The organism is Dyella sp. (assembly GCF_035486915.1).
Classification (GTDB): domain Bacteria; phylum Pseudomonadota; class Gammaproteobacteria; order Xanthomonadales; family Rhodanobacteraceae; genus Dyella_B.
Genome location: NZ_DATHMR010000073.1, coordinates 1 through 17,641, shown reverse-complemented (window position 1 = coordinate 17,641; position 17,641 = coordinate 1). Strand labels below are relative to the sequence as shown.

16 protein-coding genes are annotated in these 17,641 nt (G+C 59.9%); 8 read left to right on the top strand and 8 right to left on the bottom strand.

Going from position 1 to position 17,641, the window contains the following annotated elements; translation table 11 throughout:
• Positions 1 to 13 precede the first annotated feature (13 nt).
• Positions 14 to 877 carry an NAD(P)-dependent oxidoreductase gene (locus VK725_RS05925; RefSeq protein WP_325317133.1) on the top strand — a complete coding sequence of 288 codons (864 nt, stop codon included), beginning with the start codon at positions 14 to 16 and terminating at the stop codon, positions 875 to 877.
• Between the two features lie 76 nt (positions 878 to 953).
• On the opposite strand, the gene VK725_RS05920 is transcribed toward VK725_RS05925, so the two are convergent.
• The 3 genes from VK725_RS05920 to radC form a co-directional block, all read right to left on the bottom strand.
• The gene (locus VK725_RS05920) at positions 954 to 1,652 is read right to left on the bottom strand and encodes an SPOR domain-containing protein (protein WP_325317132.1); all 699 of its coding nucleotides are present in this window, start codon (positions 1,650 to 1,652) and stop codon (positions 954 to 956) included.
• Positions 1,652 to 3,340, bottom strand: a complete 1,689-nt coding sequence (argS, locus tag VK725_RS05915; protein ID WP_325317131.1) for an arginine--tRNA ligase — start codon at positions 3,338 to 3,340, stop codon at positions 1,652 to 1,654. The genes VK725_RS05920 and argS overlap by 1 nt, the downstream gene beginning before the upstream one ends.
• 511 nt (positions 3,341 to 3,851) lie before the next feature.
• Entirely contained in the window at positions 3,852 to 4,523 is a 672-nt protein-coding gene (radC, locus tag VK725_RS05910) for a RadC family protein (protein ID WP_325317130.1), read from the bottom strand.
• A 169-nt stretch (positions 4,524 to 4,692) separates the two neighbouring features.
• On the opposite strand from radC, the gene coaBC reads away from it, so the two are divergent.
• Genes coaBC through VK725_RS05895 form a run of 3 tightly spaced genes read left to right on the top strand, consistent with a single transcriptional unit; the run spans position 4,693 to position 8,721 of the window.
• Positions 4,693 to 5,898 (top strand): bifunctional phosphopantothenoylcysteine decarboxylase/phosphopantothenate--cysteine ligase CoaBC, encoded by a 1,206-nt coding sequence (coaBC, locus tag VK725_RS05905; protein ID WP_325317129.1) that lies wholly within the window; start codon positions 4,693 to 4,695, stop codon positions 5,896 to 5,898.
• A complete protein-coding gene (dut, locus tag VK725_RS05900) occupies positions 5,895 to 6,350 on the top strand; it encodes a dUTP diphosphatase (protein WP_325317128.1) in 456 nt (151 codons plus the stop codon). The genes coaBC and dut overlap by 4 nt, the downstream gene beginning before the upstream one ends.
• A 19-nt stretch (positions 6,351 to 6,369) precedes the next feature.
• Positions 6,370 to 8,721: a phosphomannomutase/phosphoglucomutase gene (locus VK725_RS05895; RefSeq protein WP_325317127.1), complete on the top strand. Its 2,352-nt coding sequence runs from the start codon at positions 6,370 to 6,372 to the stop codon at positions 8,719 to 8,721.
• A 46-nt stretch (positions 8,722 to 8,767) separates the two neighbouring features.
• Here the strand turns inward: VK725_RS05895 and VK725_RS05890 are convergent, their stop codons facing one another.
• The 3 genes from VK725_RS05890 to VK725_RS05880 all read right to left on the bottom strand — a co-directional run bounded on the left by VK725_RS05890 (position 8,768) and on the right by VK725_RS05880 (position 10,676).
• On the bottom strand, positions 8,768 to 9,415 hold the full coding sequence (locus VK725_RS05890) for a DUF4124 domain-containing protein (RefSeq protein ID WP_325317126.1): 648 nt from the start codon (positions 9,413 to 9,415) through the stop codon (positions 8,768 to 8,770).
• A gap of 91 nt (positions 9,416 to 9,506) precedes the next feature.
• Positions 9,507 to 10,154 (bottom strand): orotate phosphoribosyltransferase, encoded by a 648-nt coding sequence (gene pyrE, locus VK725_RS05885; protein ID WP_325317125.1) that lies wholly within the window; start codon positions 10,152 to 10,154, stop codon positions 9,507 to 9,509.
• Positions 10,155 to 10,181: 27 nt separating this feature from the next.
• Positions 10,182 to 10,676 (bottom strand): GNAT family N-acetyltransferase, encoded by a 495-nt coding sequence (locus tag VK725_RS05880; protein WP_325317124.1) that lies wholly within the window; start codon positions 10,674 to 10,676, stop codon positions 10,182 to 10,184.
• Positions 10,677 to 10,711: 35 nt separating this feature from the next.
• On the opposite strand from VK725_RS05880, the gene VK725_RS05875 reads away from it, so the two are divergent.
• The 3 genes from VK725_RS05875 (at position 10,712) to VK725_RS05865 (ending at position 13,191) form a co-directional block, all read left to right on the top strand.
• Positions 10,712 to 11,482 (top strand): exodeoxyribonuclease III, encoded by a 771-nt coding sequence (locus VK725_RS05875; protein WP_325317123.1) that lies wholly within the window; start codon positions 10,712 to 10,714, stop codon positions 11,480 to 11,482.
• Positions 11,472 to 12,773, top strand: coding sequence for an AmpG family muropeptide MFS transporter (locus tag VK725_RS05870; protein WP_414648453.1), 1,302 nt, complete (start codon positions 11,472 to 11,474; stop codon positions 12,771 to 12,773). Before VK725_RS05875 ends, VK725_RS05870 begins: the two co-directional genes overlap by 11 nt.
• Positions 12,774 to 12,906: 133 nt before the next feature.
• The gene (locus VK725_RS05865) at positions 12,907 to 13,191 is read left to right on the top strand and encodes a hypothetical protein (RefSeq protein ID WP_325317122.1); all 285 of its coding nucleotides are present in this window, start codon (positions 12,907 to 12,909) and stop codon (positions 13,189 to 13,191) included.
• A 19-nt stretch (positions 13,192 to 13,210) separates the two neighbouring features.
• Here VK725_RS05865 and VK725_RS05860 read toward each other — a convergent pair whose 3' ends face one another.
• Positions 13,211 to 14,338 (bottom strand): anhydro-N-acetylmuramic acid kinase, encoded by a 1,128-nt coding sequence (locus VK725_RS05860; protein ID WP_325317121.1) that lies wholly within the window; start codon positions 14,336 to 14,338, stop codon positions 13,211 to 13,213.
• A gap of 8 nt (positions 14,339 to 14,346) precedes the next feature.
• Positions 14,347 to 15,792, bottom strand: coding sequence for an OapA family protein (locus tag VK725_RS05855; protein WP_325317120.1), 1,446 nt, complete (start codon positions 15,790 to 15,792; stop codon positions 14,347 to 14,349).
• Between the two features lie 211 nt (positions 15,793 to 16,003).
• Here VK725_RS05855 and tyrS point away from each other — a divergent pair, with 211 nt between their 5' ends.
• Entirely contained in the window at positions 16,004 to 17,215 is a 1,212-nt protein-coding gene (gene tyrS / locus VK725_RS05850; protein WP_325317119.1) for a tyrosine--tRNA ligase, read from the top strand.
• The last annotated feature ends 426 nt before the right edge of the window (positions 17,216 to 17,641 follow it).

The window sequence follows — 17,641 nt, the reverse complement described above, 5'->3', positions numbered from 1 at the left end:
TGAAGGACAACGCATGACTTTGAAGGCTGCTTTTATCGGGTTGGGCGCGATGGGCGCACCGATGGCCGGGCATCTCAAGCAACATGGCTTGCTGCATGCAGTGGCCAATCGCACGCACGCGAAAGCGGAGCAGTTGGCGCGCGAGCTGAGTGTCGCCGCGCCGGCGACATTGGCTGAGCTGGCGCCGCAATGCGACGTGATTGCATTGTGCGTGACCGCGGATGCCGATGTACTCGACACCGTCGAAGCGCTCGCGCCGCATGTGCGTCCCGGCACGATCGTGATCGATCATTCCACGGTCGATCCCGAGACGGCGAAGAAAGCGGCTGCACGCCTGAAAGAAGTTGGCGCGCATTTTCTCGATGCGCCGGTTTCCGGTGGCGTTGAAGGCGCAAAGAACGGCAAGTTGTCGGTGATGGTCGGCGGCGATGCGGCGGTGCTGGAGCGCGCCCGCCCGGTGCTCGAATCGTATGCGCTGCGCGTCACGCATCTGGGGGACGTGGGCGCCGGTCAGGCGACCAAGGCGGTGAATCAAGTGCTGGTTGCGGGTATTGCGCAAGCGGTTTGCGAAGGACTGGCACTGGGCGAGGCATTGGGTCTCGATCCGGAACGCCTCATTCCCACATTGGGTGCAGGCGCGGCGGGTAACTGGTTTCTCGAAAAGCGCGGCGCGACGATGTTGAAGAACCAATTCAGCGTCGGATTCAAGCTGGCGTTATTGCACAAGGATCTTGGCATCGTGCGCGGCATCGCTGAAAAGGCTGGCACATCGCGCAATGTCATCGAGCGTTCGCTGGCGGACTATGCCGAGCTGATGAAGCAGGGTCATGGCGATGACGATATTTCGGGACTGATACGCCTGAAGCGGCGCCATTGAGATACCCCGACGTCGCTCCATGTCGTGCAAAAAAAGGCCACGCATTGCGTGGCCTTTTGCATGAAACGCGCGAGGATTACTTACCTTCTTTCAACGCAATGGCAGGAATGCCTGCTGCGGAGAGTCGTTGCTTGGTCGATTCGAGATCGGTCGCCGAATGGAACGGCCCCAATCGCACACGGTGGTAAGTCTGACCGCCGACGTTGACCGATTGCACATTGGCGACGAAGCCCTGCAACGCCAGTTTGGCTTTCAGTGTTTCGGCATCGGCCGCGCTTGGGAAAGCGCCAACCTGAAGCAGATAGCCGCTAGCGGTCGGGCTGGCTGCCGGTGCCGCAACGGCAGAAGCAGGGGCTGCCGTGATGTTCTGCGTGACAGCCTGCGGCGCATTCGGCGGCAGCTGCGGAGTCGTTGCGGGCGTGTTCTTCGTTTGTTGCGCGGCCTGTTGCTGCTGTTCGGCTTTGGCTTGCGCGCTGATTTCCGAATCCGGGATGCGCACTTCCTTCTCAGACAGTACGGAGTAGAAGTCGTATTGCGGTTTCTTCGGAGTCGTTGTGCTGGTCGTGGGCTGCAGACCTTCATCGCTACCCGGCTGCGCGGTCGCTTCCGGATTCGGCTGCGGGCCTTTGGGCGCCATCGGCACCATGGAATGACGCATCAGCACAACCACGACGAGGGCCCCGATCAGTACCCCGATAAGTACTCCCGCCCAAGCCGGAAATCCGCCGCCGTTGTTGCGAACGGCCTGCCGGCCCTTGCCCTTGCGTGTTGCCATTACATGCTCTCCGGGGCGCTGAGGCCCAACAAATCCAAACCATTTTTCAGAACTTGCCGCGTGGCAATCACCAAGGCCACGCGCGCGTCGCGCACATCCTTATCTTCGACCAGGAACTGATGCGAGTTGTAGTAGGTGTGGAACGCATTGGCCAGTTCGCGCAACCATGCAGCGAGAAGTTGAGGTTCTAGATTGGCGGCAGCGTTCTCGACCATTTCCGGATACTTGGACAGCTCCGTCAGCAGGATCTGCTCATGCTCGTTGTCAAGGCGCGATAGATGCGCCTGACCATTCACCAAGTCGACAGCGAAACCTTTCTCAGCCGCCTGACGCATCACGCTGCACACGCGTGCGTGCGCGTACTGGATGTAATACACCGGATTGTCGTTGCTCTGCGAGCGCGCCAGGTCGATGTCGAAAACCAGCTGCGAATCGCCTTTGCGTGAGATCAGGAAATAACGCGTGGCGTCGCGGCCGGCTTCGTCGATCAGATCGCGCAGCGTGAGATAGCTGCCAGCGCGCTTGGAAATTTTCACTTCCTCGCCGCCACGCATGACGGTGATCATTTGATACAGCACGTAATGCGGCCAATCCTTTGGAATGCCCACATCCAATGCCTGCAAGCCTGCTTTGACGCGCGCCAAGGTGCCGTGATGATCGGCGCCCAGCACCGTCACGGCATTTTCGTAACCGCGTTGCCACTTGCTCAGGTGATAAGCCACGTCCGGCACGAAATACGTGTACGTGCCATCGGATTTGCGCATCACGCGATCTTTGTCGTCGCCGAAATCGGTGGTGCGCAGCCATAGCGCGCCACCTTCTTCGTAGGTGTGGCCGTGTGCGAGCAATTCGCGCACCGTTTCTTCGACCTTGCCGTCGGTGTAAAGCGACGACTCCAGGAAATACACATCGAAATCGACGCCGAACGCTTTCAGGTCCAGATCTTGTTCGTGACGCAGCGCCGCCACGGCGAAGCGACGGATGGCATCGAGGTCGTCGGGATTTTTTGCGCCAGTTACCGTGTGACCGTCGGCCGTCACCGATTCGCCAGCCAGATACGCTTTCGCAACGTCGGCAATGTAATCGCCGCGATAACCGTCTTCCGGCCAGCCCGCGTCGCCCGGCGCGATGCCGCGCGCACGCGCCTGCACCGAAATGGCCAGGTTCTGAATCTGCACGCCAGCGTCGTTGTAGTAGAACTCGCGCTTGACGTTCCAGCCGGTGGCGTCGAACAGGCGGCTCAGGCAGTCGCCGATCACCGCGTTGCGGCCATGACCGACATGCAGCGGGCCAGTCGGGTTGGCCGACACAAACTCCACGCCCACCGTTTTGCCCGCACCATCGTGGCTACGTCCGTACGCATCGCCGTCGACGAGGATGCGACGCACCTCGGCGTGATAGGCATCCTGCGCCAGAAAGAAGTTGATGAAACCCGGACCCGCGATTTCCACCTTGCCGATCAGCCGATTGGCGGGCAGGGCGGCGACCAGTTTTTCGGCTAGATCGCGCGGTTTCGCGCGTGCGGGCTTGGCCATCAGCATGGCGGCGTTCGTGGCGAAATCGCCGTGTTCGCGGCTTCGGGTGCGCTCAATCACGAAATGGGGCGGTTCGACGCCCTCCGGCAGGGTGCCATCGCTCTGAAGGGTCTGGATGGCCTTGTAGACCAGTTCGTGCAGCGCGTCTTTCACGGGTGGAGATCAATAGGGATGGGACCGCGCATCCTATCAGACCCAACGCCACAGGCCCTCGTTTCAGCGCTATTTCAAACGGTTCCCGCGACCAGAAGGGTTCCTGCTGCAACGCGACGGATCAGGCTGTGGATAAGTCTGTGGGGAAAGTGAAGGCGGCGTAGGGTCTGCTGCACAAAAGCCCGACGGAAATCAAGCTGTCATCCAATTAATCGTTTTAGATCAATTGATTGAGAGACTAAGTTGATGTGCTCTTCAGTAATATGCCTGTAAATGGCGCTGCGGCGGCAATGTGCATAAGTCTTGCCACTTCGTTCGGACGGAGCTGCCCACTGGATGTCACAACCCAGTCATGACGCGCCGCGACAATGCGCGGGTATCACTGGCGTCTCCCCCGCCGGATCGATACGGGACTGCCGCATCCCGCTATACCCTCCCCTCATGCGGCCACCGGCGCGAACCTCTCGGTCGCGCCGTTTTTTTGGCCGCAAAAAACTTAAGGCAAACCCTACTAGAGCAGCCCGCGCGCCGCCATGGAGACCGGTTGGGCTTGTCCGATGACCAGATGGTCCAGCACCCGGACCCCAACCAACCGCAACGCCTGTCCCAGTTCGCGGGTGATGGCCTGATCCGCCGCGCTCGGTTCGGCAATGCCGCTGGGATGGTTGTGCGCGAAAATCACCGCCGCAGCGTTATGCCGAAGGCACGCACGCACCACTTCCCGTGGATGCACGCTCGCACCATCGATGGTCCCACGGAACAGCTCTTCAAAGGCCAGCACGCGATGGCGGTTGTCGAGATAAAGGCAGCCAAAAACTTCATAAGGCAGATGACGCAGGCGGGCGGTGAGGTAATCGCCACTGTCGCTGGGACTGTCCAGGGCGCGGCGCTCGGCCAGCTGTTCGGCGAGACTGCGGCGAGCCAGTTCGAGTGCCGCGGCGATGCGCGCGCGTTTTGCCGGCCCCAGACCGCTGGCACGAATGTCCTGATCGGGGCCGCCCAACAGGGCGCCGAGACTGCCTGCACGTGTCAGTAATTCCCGCCCCAGTGCGATGGCGTCCTTGCCACGCACACCGCTACCCAGCAGAACGGCTAGCAGTTCTGCGTCGGATAAGGCGGCGCTGCCGCGAGCCAGCAATTTTTCGCGGGGGCGTTCGCCCTCCGGCCAGTGTCGAATGCTCATGCCGTCAGCTTGAAGCTGCCGATGCGATCAAGGCAGCAGTTGCCGTACATGAATCCGGTAAGCTAGCCGTCTAGTTGAAGGTCAGGCCCTGCCTACATGGGCCGATGACGCTGTGGCCTGCGGGCAGACAGGGTCGGTGACACCTGCGGAACATTGATCAGAGCATCCCATGAGTCTTTCTCAACGCCGCATATTGCTGGGAGTGTCGGGCGGCATCGCTGCCTACAAATCCTGCGAGCTCGTCCGCCGCTTGCGCGATCTGGGCGCGCATGTGCGTGTCGTGATGACGGAGAACGCGACCCGTTTCGTGACCCCCACCACTTTTCAGGCGCTCTCCGGTGAAGCCGTGCGTACGAGCTTGTGGGATGAGTCGGCCGAAGCGGCGATGGGACATATCGAGCTGGCGCGCTGGGCTGAGCGCGTCATCATCGCTCCAGCCAGCGCCGACCTGATGGCCCGTCTTGCACATGGTCATGCCAACGATTTGCTTACCACGCTGTGTCTGGCCACCGCTGCGCCGGTCTATCTCGCGCCGGCCATGAACCAGCAGATGTGGGCGCATGCCGCGACGCAGGCGAATCTGGCCACGCTGCGCTCGCGTGGCGTTCATATCCTTGGTCCGGCTGCCGGCGATCAAGCATGTGGCGAAGTGGGCTCCGGGCGAATGCTCGAGCCGCATGAATTGCGCGAAGCCATCGTCGCGTCGTTTGGCGATCGCGTGCTGCACGGAAAGAAGGTCGTCGTCAGCGCCGGTCCGACGTATGAGGACATCGATCCGGTTCGTTTCATCGGCAATCGCAGCTCCGGGCGCATGGGTTTTGCCGTTGCCGAAGCGGCTGCACAAGCCGGTGCGCAGGTGACCCTGGTGGCCGGTCCCGTGACGTTGGCGACACCACATGGCGTCGCCGAGCGCATCGACGTGCGCAGTGCGGCGCAGATGCATGCCGCGGTGACGAAAGCGGCAGCCGGTGCGGATATCTATATTGGCGCTGCCGCGGTAGGCGACTACCGGCCCAACGCCGTGTCCGAGCACAAATTGAAGAAACAATCGGGTTCGGACCTGACGCTGCAACTGGCAGAGAACCCGGACATTCTCGCCAGTCTTTCGGCACAGCGCATGCATCCATTCCTGGTTGGATTCGCCGCAGAAACGCAAAACGTGGAGAACTATGCGCGCGACAAACTGCAACGCAAGGGATTGGACATGATCGCCGCCAATCAAGTCGGCGATGGGCTGGGATTTGAAACCGCCGATAACGCGATCACGCTGTATTGGCCCGACGGTTCGGCCGAATTGCCGCGTGCCGACAAAACATCGCTCGCGCATCAACTGATCGAGCGCATCGCCACGCGTTACAAGGCGGTGCGAGGATGATCGATGTCGAGCTGAAGATCCTCGATCCGCGCCTGGGCGACAGCATTCCTCTACCGCAAGCCGCTACCGCAGGCAGTGCGGGCATGGATCTACGTGCCGCGCTGGAACAACCGCTGACGCTATCCCCAGGCGAAAGTGCGCTCGTTCCCAGCGGCATGGCTATCCACATCGGCGATCCGGGCTGGTGTGCGTTGATCGTTCCGCGGTCGGGACTTGGTCACAAACACGGTTTGGTGATGGGTAATCTGGTAGGTGTCATCGATGCGGACTACCAGGGGCCGCTGATGATTTCCTGCTGGAACCGTGGCACGCAGCCGTACACCATCGGAGTTGGCGAGCGAGTTGCACAGTTGTTGCTCGTGCCGGTTGCACAGGCGCGATTGAAAATCGTTGACGAATTCGTGCCGTCGCAGAGGGGCGAGGGCGGATTCGGATCCACCGGAAAACATTGAGACACGTGGGGAATGGGGCATGGCGATGAGCGGCGCACAATTGCGTTTGCCAAATGTGCAGGTACGGTGGGACAGATTGCTGATGCTCGCCGGCGGCACGTTGCTGCTGGCATTTGCCGTGCTCTGTGCCTGGCAAACATGGTTGATCGGTAACCAAAGTGGCGCCATCAGGCAAATCCACGCCGCGCAGGACGATGCTGTTCGTGCACTTGGCGAGGAAATTTCCACGCTGCACGATCAGGCGAGTTGGGCTGTTTCCGCTCTGGATACCAGCGGTCTTCCCACCAATTCGGATGCGGTGCTTGCGGCGCTCAAGCAGCGATTGCCACAAGCCAGCAACGTAGAGCTTTATAGTGCCGGCCTGGACGAAGTGCTGCACGCGAACTATCACGATTTTGGTTATGCAAAGGCCGCACAACTGATGGCCGCGCCGGATGCGGAAGGTGTGCCGCCGGTGCAATCGCAGACCGAAAAGGGCGAGCGCCGCCTCACGATGGTGTTGCCGCTGGGGTCGCAGCAAAAGCCGCTTGCGTGGGCATGGATCGAATTTCCTTTCGCGCCCGTTGCCGATCGATTCAACAACCTCGCGACCGGCGGTGGGCGGCTTGAGCTGCATCAGAGCAGCGATCGCGGTGAGAATCTGCAGTTGCTGGCGCACGGCGGCTCGTCAGCGTTCGACGCCGAACCGGAAGGAAAACCCGTAGCAGGTAGCAGCTTCAACGTGGTCGCCGTTCTACCTGGCGCCTATATCGTGTTGCCACAGTCGGTGCCCATTGCGATGTTCCTGAGTCTGCTCGGCCTGGCAGGCGCTGTGGGTCTGCTTTGGTTGTATGTGCGTACATCGCCCGCGCGCCGTCGTGTTGTCGCTTCTGTTGAGGAAGAAAGTTTGTCAGACGTTATTGCTAAACAGCCCGCACCCGTACCAGCACCGCCGGTCGTCCGTCCTGCTGCAGCTCGCCCGATCGCCAAGCCGCCTGCAGCCGTTCCAGTTACGGTGGACCCCACCATTTTCCGCGCCTATGACATTCGCGGTGTCGTTGGTAAGAGTTTGACGGCACCCGTCGCGAAGCTCCTTGGCCAGTCGATCGGTACCGTCATGCGCGAAAAAGGTTTGCGCGAGATGGTGGTGGGACGTGACGGTCGTCTTTCCGGCCCTGAACTTGCCGGTGCGTTGTCCGATGGTTTGCGTGCAGCAGGCATCGATGTGATCGATATCGGTGCCGTGCCGACGCCGGTGGTGTACTACGCGGCGTATCGTTTCAACACCGGCTGCGGTGTTGCAGTAACCGGTAGTCACAACCCACCCGACTACAACGGCTTCAAGATCGTAGTAGGCGGTGAAACGTTGTCGGAAGGCGCGATCCAGGATCTCTACAAACGAATCGCCGCCAATGCGCTTGAAAGCGATGAAAAAGGCAATCTGCGTCATGTGGACGTGGTGCCGGACTATATCGAGCGCATTACTTCAGACGTTCAAACCGAGCGCCGACTGAAACTGGTCGTCGATTGCGGCAACGGCATCGCTGGTGCCGTTGCGCCGCAGGTGCTCGAAGGTATCGGTTGCGACGTGATTCAGCTGTATTGCGATGTGGACGGCAACTTTCCAAACCATCACCCCGATCCATCCGATCCGCACAATCTTGAGGACCTGATCCTCTCGGTAAAACAGACCGGTGCAGATCTCGGCATCGCCTTCGATGGCGATGGCGATCGCTTGGGTGTGGTCACGCGCGACGGCGAAATCATCTTCCCCGATCGCATGCTGATGCTGTTCGCGCGCGATGTACTGTCGCGCCAGCCGGGCGCCACGATCATCTATGACGTGAAGTGCACGGGGCATCTGAAGGGTCAAATCCTCGATGCCGGCGGCAGCCCATTGATGTGGCGTACGGGTCATTCGTTGATCAAGGCGAAGATGCGCGAAACGGGCGCAGAACTCGCCGGTGAAATGAGCGGTCACTTCTTTTTCAAGGAACGCTGGTACGGCTTTGACGACGGCATCTATTCCGGGGCGCGTCTGCTGGAAATTCTCGCCGGCGACATCGAAGGCCGCACGCCCGAACAGATCTTCGCTACTTGCCCGAAAGGTGTCTCTACACCCGAACTGAAGGTCGAGATGGCCGAGGGTGAGCACTATCGCTTCATGGAGAAATTCCGTGAAAAGGCGAACTTTGGCGACGCGACGCTCATCACCATCGATGGCGTACGCGCCGATTGGCCGGACGGTTGGGGATTGGTGCGTCCGTCCAACACGACACCGATTCTGGTCTTGCGTTTCGATGCCGATAATGCCGAGGCGCTCAAGCGCATCCAGGACCTGTTCCGCACACAGATGCTGGCGGTCGATCCGACGCTGAAGTTGCCGTTCTGAAATAGTGCAGCCGGAGCTGGGTGACGTCGCGTCGCCCGCTCTGTCATCAGTAGCCGCGTTCGGCCTTTTCCTGAGCTTTCAGGTCGCGGTAGTGCTGCAGGTCTTGCGCTTGCTGTTGTACGACAATTGCACGATTGGCCTGTTGACGATGCAGCAAGTCGCGTTCGTTGGCGACGACGTTGCGCTGTGCGGCGATCTGATCGGCGAGCGATTTCGGTATAGCTTGTTTCGCGCGTTCGTTATCGGCCGCACGATTGAGCAGATCCGTCAGCGCGGCATCCTGCGTATGCAGATTAACGCGGGTCGTGGACATCTGCTCATCGAGACTTTCCAGGACCTGCTGTTGCTGCTCCTTCAGCGAATCCTCATCCGGATAGGTGTTCAGCAGATTCAGATCTCCGCGCTTGCGTGCCTCGATGGCACTTTGCTGAGCCGCTTGCTCTGCCGCCTGCTTTTGCGCAGTGGCGCGTTCGGTCGGTGTCATCAGCCGTGCAACGTGCGTCACGATCTGGCCGTCGTTATTGATCACGTCGTAGCCGTATCTCACAGCATCATCCGTGAGGCTGTCGCTGAAATGCGTCTGACCACCGGTGTCCACCCAGCGGTAATGAACCTTGGCCGTCGTCTGCGCAAATACCGCGCCGGCCAGGCCGAGCGAAAAGACAACGGACGTGATGAACACGAATCGACGCATGACTCCCTCCTCGCCCCAGTATAGCCGCGGGTTTTGACAAGATGGACGACAGGTATGCGCCAGCGTGACTGAATTCACTGCAGCGGGTGGTTCATGCCTTCACGCCATAACGTTCGCGGTAGGCGAGCAGGCGCTCATGCTCGGCCGCAAGATCCGGCCGTTCGCCAGCGTAAGCAAGTACGTCGCTGAAACCGGTGATGGCTACCACCGGAATACCGTAATCGCGCTGCACTTCCTGCGCGGCGGAGAGTTCGCCCTGGCCTCGCTCCTGACGATCCAGCGCGATCAACACGCCTGCAGGCGTAGCGCCTTGAGCACGAATCAGTGACAGGGATTCACGCACGGCCGTACCTGCCGTCATGACATCGTCGACGATCAGCACGCGCCCCTTCAGTGGCGCACCGACGAGCACGCCGCCTTCACCGTGGTCCTTCGCTTCCTTGCGGTTATAGGCCCAGGGCAGATCGCGCCCGTGTTCGTCTGCCAGTGCCATCGCCGTTGCCGCGGCAAGGGCAATGCCTTTGTAGGCGGGGCCGAACAGCATGTCGACCGCCAGTCCGGAATTGACCACCGCGGCGGCATAGGCGCGACCGAGCCGGGCCAGCGCCGCGCCTGAATCGATGCGTCCCATGTTGAAGAAATACGGACTTTGACGGCCGGATTTGAGTGTGAACTCGCCAAAACGCAGCACGTCGCGCTGCAGGGTCAGTTCGATGAAGTCGCGCTGATAGTCGTGCACGGGAAACTCTCTTGAGGTCGTCGAAGTTCAGGGAAGATCGCGCCAGAGCAAGTGCTGTGGCCCGGCGCGTCCGCCATGGTACAGCTGTCCGGTATCGACGAAGTGGGCGCGAAGATACAGGCGCAGCGCGGTGAGGTTGCGGCAGTTCACAAGCAGCACCAGCAATTGCGCTTGCGGATGGCGCCTGGAGAGGTCGTCGATAACGGCAGTCAGTGCTCGCGATGCCAGTCCTTGTCCTTGCCAACGGTAATCGACAAAAAAGGAACGCAGCCCCAGCGCGGGCCGGTCATAGTCGCGTTCGACAATGCTGGCCGCGCTGATTTCAATCCGGTAGTAGCCCACAGGTTCTTCGTTCCGAAGGATGACCATGGGCGTGCTGCCAGGACAGTGTTCGGCGTCCTCCAGCGATGGTGCGATGTCGCTGACGAAGTCCCGCTGCGGCGCAGTGACGCGCAATTGCAGCAACGCCGGCCGCAGCTCGGGCGTGACGGGCGTGACACGGATGGCGGGTGACTTCTCCATGGTTGCTATGATGGCGCATCACACGAGGAACGCCCATGCGCATCATCAGCCTTAACGCCAATGGCATCCGCTCCGCCGCGAACAAAGGCGTGTTCGAGTGGTTGCGAAAACAGCGTGCGGATGTGGTCTGCCTGCAGGAAACCAAAGCGCAGGAAGATCAGCTGACAGATCCCATGTTTCGACCCGATGGGCATCACTGTTTTTATCGTGATGCCAGCAGCAAGAAGGGTTACAGCGGCGTGGCCATCTATGCCAAGCGCGAACCCGACAAAGTGATCACCGAACTGGGCTGGGATGAATTCGACAACGAAGGCCGTTATGTCGAGGCGCGGTTCGGCAATCTGAGCGTTGTATCGCTGTACGTACCCTCGGGGTCGTCGGGCGACGAGCGGCAGCAGTTCAAGTTCAAAGTGATGGACTGGATTACGCCGATCTTCGACAAGTGGCTGAAGAGTAAACGCGACTACGTCATCTGCGGTGACTGGAACATCGTGCACACCAAGGACGACATCAAGAACTGGAGTTCCAACCAGAAAAATTCCGGTTGCCTGCCGGAAGAGCGCGCGTGGCTGGATCTGCTGTTCCATAAGCGCGGTTGGGTCGACAGTTTCCGCGCACTCAAACCGGATGCGGTGGAGTACACATGGTGGTCCAATCGCGGCCGCGCTCGCGAAAACAACGTGGGGTGGCGCATCGATTATCAGGTTGTGACGCCGTCATTGCGTGATCGCCTCAAGCACTGCTCGATCTATCGCGACGAACGCTTCTCCGACCACGCGCCTTACATCGTCGACTATGCCGACTGAGTCTGTGGCTTCACCGGCGGCCAAGCCTTCCATCTGGCGCTCGTTTTCGCAGCCCGCTGCGTGGACGCTGTGCCTGTTAGGCTTCTCGTCGGGATTACCGTTTTTGCTTGTCGCGGGAACCGCGGCGTTCTGGTTGAAAGAAAACGGAATTGTGCTGGCCGACATCACGATGATCGCCAGCGCGGGCATGACGTACGCGTTCAAGTTTCTTTGGGCGCCGTTGCTCGATCATTCGCGTTTGCCGTTGTTCGGTCGCTTGGGCCAACGTCGCGGCTGGTTGCTGTTCGCGCAGTTAGGCGTGCTCGTTGGGTTGGTCGCAATGGCGGTGTTTACACCACATCAACTCCCCATGTTCGTCGCTGTCACGTTGCTGGTTGCCTTTATGGGCGCCACACAAGATATCGCGATCGATGCTTACCGCATCGAGATCGCGCCCGCGTCGGCCCAAGGCGCGCTTGTGGCGACCTATTCATTGGGGTATCGGATTGGTTTGCTGATGGCGGGTGCGGTTGCGGTGATCCTCGCCGATCACATCGCATGGACGCTGGTCTACGTGTTGATGGCAGCGATGATGGTGGTTCCGATTATCACGACGCTCGTTATGCGCGAGCCGGACGTGCGTCATCCGACACCAACCTCCTGGCGTGGCGCCATGCAGGAAGGTGTGATCGATCCCTTCACGGATTTCTTTCGCCGCTATGGCTGGAAGCTCGCTCTCCTGGTTCTGTTTTTCATCTTGCTGTTCAAGGTTCCAGAGCAGTCCATCGTGGGCGGTGTAATGAGCCCGTTCTATCGCGACATGGGTTTTTCCAAAACCGAAATTGGCGCGGTCACGAAGATCTACGGTGTATGGATAGGCATCGCTGGTGCATTCGTAGGTGGTGCAGCCGTCGCGCGCTGGGGTGCATGGCGCACGTTGGGTGTGGCGATTGTGTTGGAAAGCTGCAGCAACTTGCTCTACACGTTGCTACTCACGCGACACGGCGAGTTGTCCGTCCTGACGTTGGCGATTTCCGGTCAGAATTTTGCGGAAGGTCTTCTGGGGCCGCCGACGGTGGCGTTTCTGTCATTGCTCGTGAATCGCAGGCATACGGCGACGCAATACGCGTTGCTAAGCTCGCTGGTGAACCTGCCTGGAAAACTGCTCGGTTTCTTCGCGGGTGGCATTGTGACGGCACTGGGATACGGAAGCTATTTCCTGATCACGGTGCTCTCGATACTGCCCGCCATGTTGCTTTTCGGTGTGCTCTGGCCGCGCTTTCGTCGCGAGCAACCAGAAGCAAATAGTTAACTAAACGCACTTACCGACGCATTCACATCGCAACTGCCAACTGGCCCACGAATCGCCGCCATGGTGATTGCTCGCGGGCGCCGTGTTGGCGACCATCAAGACACAGGGGCTACGTGGCACGGAGTGGAGCCATATGCCGGATATCATGATTCGACACATCGACCGCCTTATGGTTGAGCGCATAAAGACACTGGCGAAAGAGCGCCAAGTGGCGGTCAACGACGTCGTACTGCAGGCGCTTCGGCACGGTTTGGGTGTTTCCGAAAGCGCAGGTTTGCTTGCGGAAAGTTCGCGCGAATCGAAAGAGCTCGCGGCGCCCGCCAATGAGTGGGATGCAAGCGAGCAGGCGGCTTTTCAGGAGGCGATGCAGGCACTCTCTGTGGCGCGCCCCGAGCAGCTTGCCACGGGAAGTCGCTGATCTTTCGTTGACCGATGGATCAGCGGAGTGTGCGGGGCGCTGCGTAGATCGCGCCCAATACCCGCCATCCACTCGCACCGGTCACGGCAGGCAAGTTGCCGGGCAATCCAAGCAGGCGCTGCCGGGCAAGCCACGCAAACGCCGTGGCCTCCAGATAATCCGGATCGACGCCGTAATCGGCGGTGCTGTGCATCGCGCGCGGTTGCAACAATGCGCGCAATCGTTCAACCAGGACGCTGTTATGCACGCCACCGCCGCAGATCAACACATCGGAGGCATCGCGGGCATGTTGCGCAATCGCGTTCACGACACTTCGCGCGGTGAGTTCCAACAGTGTCGCTTGAACATCGGCAGGCGATCGCGTTGCCGGTTCCAGTTGCGCATCCAGCCATGCGAGATGGAAATGTTCACGCCCCGTGCTTTTCGGCGGTGGCAGCGCGAAATAGAGATCCTGCAGAAGCGTGGCAAGAAGCGTTTCGTCGACGCGACCGCTTGCTGCGAACGCGCCATCCCGATCGAACGCTTCGCCACGATGTCGCAGGCACCATGCATCGAGCAACCCGTTTGCCGGTCCCGTATCGAAGCCAAGCACGTCGCCATTTGCCGAAAGTACGGTGATATTGGCGATGCCGCCAAGATTAAGCACCACCCGCGTACGACCTGGTTTGGCCAACAGCATGGCGTGCACGGCGGGTAGTAGTGGCGCACCTTGTCCGCCTGCCGCGACGTCCGCACGACGGAAATCCGCAACGACATCGATATTGTTGCGTTCGGCGATCACACTCGCATCGCCAATCTGCAACGTGAAAGGGTGTTCGCCCGTTGGTCGATGACGAATGGTCTGACCATGCGAGCCAATGGCGCGTACCGACGCCGATGACGCGCCGCTCAGCTTGAGAAGTTCTTGCGCGCTATCGGCGAAGACGTGACCGATCGCCACATCGAGGCGCCCGTAAGCATCCAGATCGAGTCGTGCTTCGTCCTGTGCAACACGCAGAATCTGCGTGCGCAACGCATCCGGCCACGGATGCGTCAGCGCGTGCACAAGTTTCGGGGTGTTCTGCTCAAATCGCACCAGCGCGGCGTCGATACCGTCGGCGCTGGTGCCGGAAATCAGGCCGATGTAAAGCGCCGACGCGTCATCCACGTGAGGGCTCAGTCGTCGCTGCGTTTGGTGGAATCAGCGCGCGCGAGCTTGTAGTTGTTGTCGATTTCCATCAGTCGTGCAAGCTGCGGTTTCACCGCGTTGCTCTGGAACATCGCCATTTGCGCGCCGGCCAGTGGCTCCGGCTTGGGCAGCGTCACCGTTTGCGGGTTGCGCTGTACACCATCCACGCGGAATTCGTAGTGCAGATGCGGGCCGGTCGCCAAGCCCGTCATGCCGACGTAGCCGATGATGTCGCCCTGGTGCACGTGTTGACCGATGCGTTCCGTCGCAAAGCGCGACATGTGCCCGTATGCGGTGCTGATGTGCGAATCGTGCTGGATGATCACGAAGTTGCCATAACCATTCATCCACGCGCGGTACTTGATTACGCCATCGCCTGCAGCATGAATCGGCGTGCCCGTCGGCGCGGCGTAATCGACACCCTTGTGCGCGCGCATCAAGCCGAGAATCGGATGCATGCGCGCCGCGCTGAAGGGCGAGGAAATGCGCGTGAAATCCACCGGAATACGCAGGAAGGATTTCTGGATGGGACGCCCGTCTTCGCTAAACCAGCCGATGCTTCCATCAGCACGCTTGAAGCGATACGCCGTATAACGATGGCCCTGGTTGACGAACTCGGCCGCAACGATATCGCCCTCGCGCAAATACGCGCCATCGCGATAAACGTTGTCGTAAACCACGGTGAAGCTATCGCCCACGCGCAGATCCTGTACGAAGTCGACGTCGTATTTGAAGAGGTCAGCGAGCTTGATCACCATCGCATTGCTCAGGCCTGCTTTCGCAGCGGCAGCAAAGAGCGAATCGTCGATCACACCGTGCGCAACCTGCTCGCGCGTCTCGACTGTACGTGCCGCGATGGTTTCGGCAGGCTTAGCGCCGTCGAGTCGAATCACAGCGCGCGTAGCTTCGTCCTTATCAAAACGAATGCCTTCAAGGCTGCCGCTGCGACCGATCAGGAAATCGAATTCCTGACCCGGCTGGATATGGTGCAGCGCCGATTTTGCGTCGCCTGCGCTGTCGACCACATGCTGCAGATCCGTCAGGCTCAAACCCTGACTCTGGAAAATGTCGGAGAGTGTCTGACCGGGACGAACCTGCACCACGCGCCAATCTTCCACTGCGGGTGCCTTGAGCGTGGGGGCTTCGATCTTCGGCAGGGCAAGGGGGAGCAGCGTGTGTTCAATGGGTTCGACTGTGGTGGGCTTCATCGCTGTCGCCCACGCAGGAATCAGAAAGCCGGACAGCAACGTAATCAGCAACGCCGTTGCCGCGAGCATCCAGCGTTCGCGATACCAATGGATAGGCGTGCCTTCACTCTGGCGGTTGAACGACCAGTGCGAGCAGTGCTGGTAGAAGTGTGAGTGGCGGCGTTGGGCCTTGCGGCGGATGGCCTGTTTGCGCGCGCTACGCGCGTCGAGCTTGCCTTCGGCCATCGCTAGCGGACCTTCTTCTTATTATTCATCGTGCGACCGCCCCCGCGGTACAAAGTATCAATTGCCGCGTACCATAACGACCTTGTGTAAAGTGCGTCAATGCCTTTTCCATCAATGGTTTGCATGATGTTTCCGGTTAACGCACAATTAACGGTATTGACGGCCGGCATCACCTATTTGGCTGCCTAAGCAACTAAATCACGAGGAATGCATGAACGAGCTTGACCAGGCGCTTGCCACCATTGCGCGAGGCGCCGACGAGATCATCAAAAAGGAAGAATTGGTCGAGCGACTCAAGCTTGGGCGTCCCCTTCGCATCAAGGCGGGCTTCGACCCGACTGCGCCGGATTTGCACCTGGGCCATACGGTGCTGCTCAACAAAATGCGGCAATTTCAAGATCTCGGACACCAGGTGATCTTTCTGATCGGCGATTTCACCGGGATGATTGGCGATCCGACCGGCAAGAACGTCACGCGCAAGCCTCTTACCCGCGAGGATGTGCTGGCGAATGCAGAGACCTACGCCGAGCAGGTCTTCAAGGTGCTCGATCGGGAGAAAACCGAGCTGCGCTTCAATTCCGAATGGTTCGGTCAGATGACCGCGACGGACATGATCAAGCTCGCCGCGCAGCACACGGTGGCGCGCATGCTCGAGCGCGACGATTTCGCCAAGCGCTTCGCCGCGCAGCAGCCCATTGCGATTCACGAATTTCTGTACCCGCTCACGCAGGGTTACGACTCCGTGGCGCTGAGGTGCGACGTCGAGCTCGGTGGCACAGATCAGAAATTCAATCTGTTGATGGGTCGGGCGCTGCAGGAACATCATGGGCAGCCGCCGCAAATCGTGTTGACGATGCCGCTGCTCGAAGGCCTCGACGGCGTCAACAAGATGTCCAAATCGTTGGGCAACTACATCGGCATCAACGAGCCGGCGATCGATATCGTCACCAAGACGATGAAGATCGGCGACGAGCTGATGTGGCGCTGGTTCGAGCTGCTGAGCTTTGACGTGTCGCTCGACGAGCTTGCGCAGATGAAACGCGATGTGGCGAGCGGTGCGCTCAATCCGCGCGATGCAAAGCTGCGATTAGCGCGTGAGCTTGCCGCGCGCTTCCACGACGCGGCCGCTGCGGAACTGGCCATTGCAGGCTGGCACGCCGTGGTGCGTGGCGAGGGCGATACCCGTCTTTTGCCGCTTACCGAAATTGCGGTGCCTCTAGAAGGGTTGCGTTTGCCGGCGCTACTTACGGCCGCAGGTCTTACGCCGAGCAATGCAGAAGCCAATCGCAAGCTCAAGGAACGTGCTGTGCGCATCGACGCGGAAGTTGTCGAAGATGCGCAGCGTATGTTTACACCGGGTTTTGAGGGGGTTCTGCAGATCGGCAAGCGTAATTTCGCACGCGTTTTGCTGACACAGGGGTAATAAAGTCGAGCGCGACGATGCAGATCGTCGTGCTCGATATTTCACGCATCGACGAAAGCGATCGTCATCGCACTACGCGAAAAAAAATTTTCGCGCAATCGCTTGCCAAACTCGCAAGCCCTCCCTAGTATTCGCCACCCCGCCGCCGCATCTCTCGCGCTCGGCAATCTCCTCAGCAAAAAAGCTTCGCTGAGGGTGTTGACGGAAGTACGAAGAGATGTAAAATGGGCGGCTCACCCCGGACGAAACGTCCTTGGGGCGACCTCGCAAGAGGTTGGATTGAAACGATCTTTGACAGTGTGCGCAGGTGACTTGTGTGGGCGTCTTGCGATGGAAGGGAAACCTGTCCAATAAATGCAAGCGTCTAACCTAAGAGTCAATTCAAAAAGCTGACGTTTTACGGTTAGGACAACGCTTCAGAAAGAT

Bases quoted from the DNA above. Each gene is read 5' to 3' on its own strand.
- VK725_RS05890 (WP_325317126.1), bottom strand. From the start codon at position 9,415: ATGCGTCGATTCGTGTTCATCACGTCCGTTGTCTTTTCGCTCGGCCTG.
- VK725_RS05865 (WP_325317122.1), top strand. From the start codon at position 12,907: ATGCCGGATATCATGATTCGACACATCGACCGCCTTATGGTTGAGCGC.
- VK725_RS05895 (WP_325317127.1), top strand. From the start codon at position 6,370: ATGGCGATGAGCGGCGCACAATTGCGTTTGCCAAATGTGCAGGTACGG.
- VK725_RS05855 (WP_325317120.1), bottom strand. From the start codon at position 15,792: ATGGCCGAAGGCAAGCTCGACGCGCGTAGCGCGCGCAAACAGGCCATC.
- VK725_RS05875 (WP_325317123.1), top strand. From the start codon at position 10,712: ATGCGCATCATCAGCCTTAACGCCAATGGCATCCGCTCCGCCGCGAAC.
- coaBC (WP_325317129.1), top strand. From the start codon at position 4,693: ATGAGTCTTTCTCAACGCCGCATATTGCTGGGAGTGTCGGGCGGCATC.
- radC (WP_325317130.1), bottom strand. From the start codon at position 4,523: ATGAGCATTCGACACTGGCCGGAGGGCGAACGCCCCCGCGAAAAATTG.
- VK725_RS05925 (WP_325317133.1), top strand. From the start codon at position 14: ATGACTTTGAAGGCTGCTTTTATCGGGTTGGGCGCGATGGGCGCACCG.
- VK725_RS05920 (WP_325317132.1), bottom strand. From the start codon at position 1,652: ATGGCAACACGCAAGGGCAAGGGCCGGCAGGCCGTTCGCAACAACGGC.
- tyrS (WP_325317119.1), top strand. From the start codon at position 16,004: ATGAACGAGCTTGACCAGGCGCTTGCCACCATTGCGCGAGGCGCCGAC.
- dut (WP_325317128.1), top strand. From the start codon at position 5,895: ATGATCGATGTCGAGCTGAAGATCCTCGATCCGCGCCTGGGCGACAGC.
- VK725_RS05870 (WP_414648453.1), top strand. From the start codon at position 11,472: ATGCCGACTGAGTCTGTGGCTTCACCGGCGGCCAAGCCTTCCATCTGG.
- VK725_RS05880 (WP_325317124.1), bottom strand. From the start codon at position 10,676: ATGGAGAAGTCACCCGCCATCCGTGTCACGCCCGTCACGCCCGAGCTG.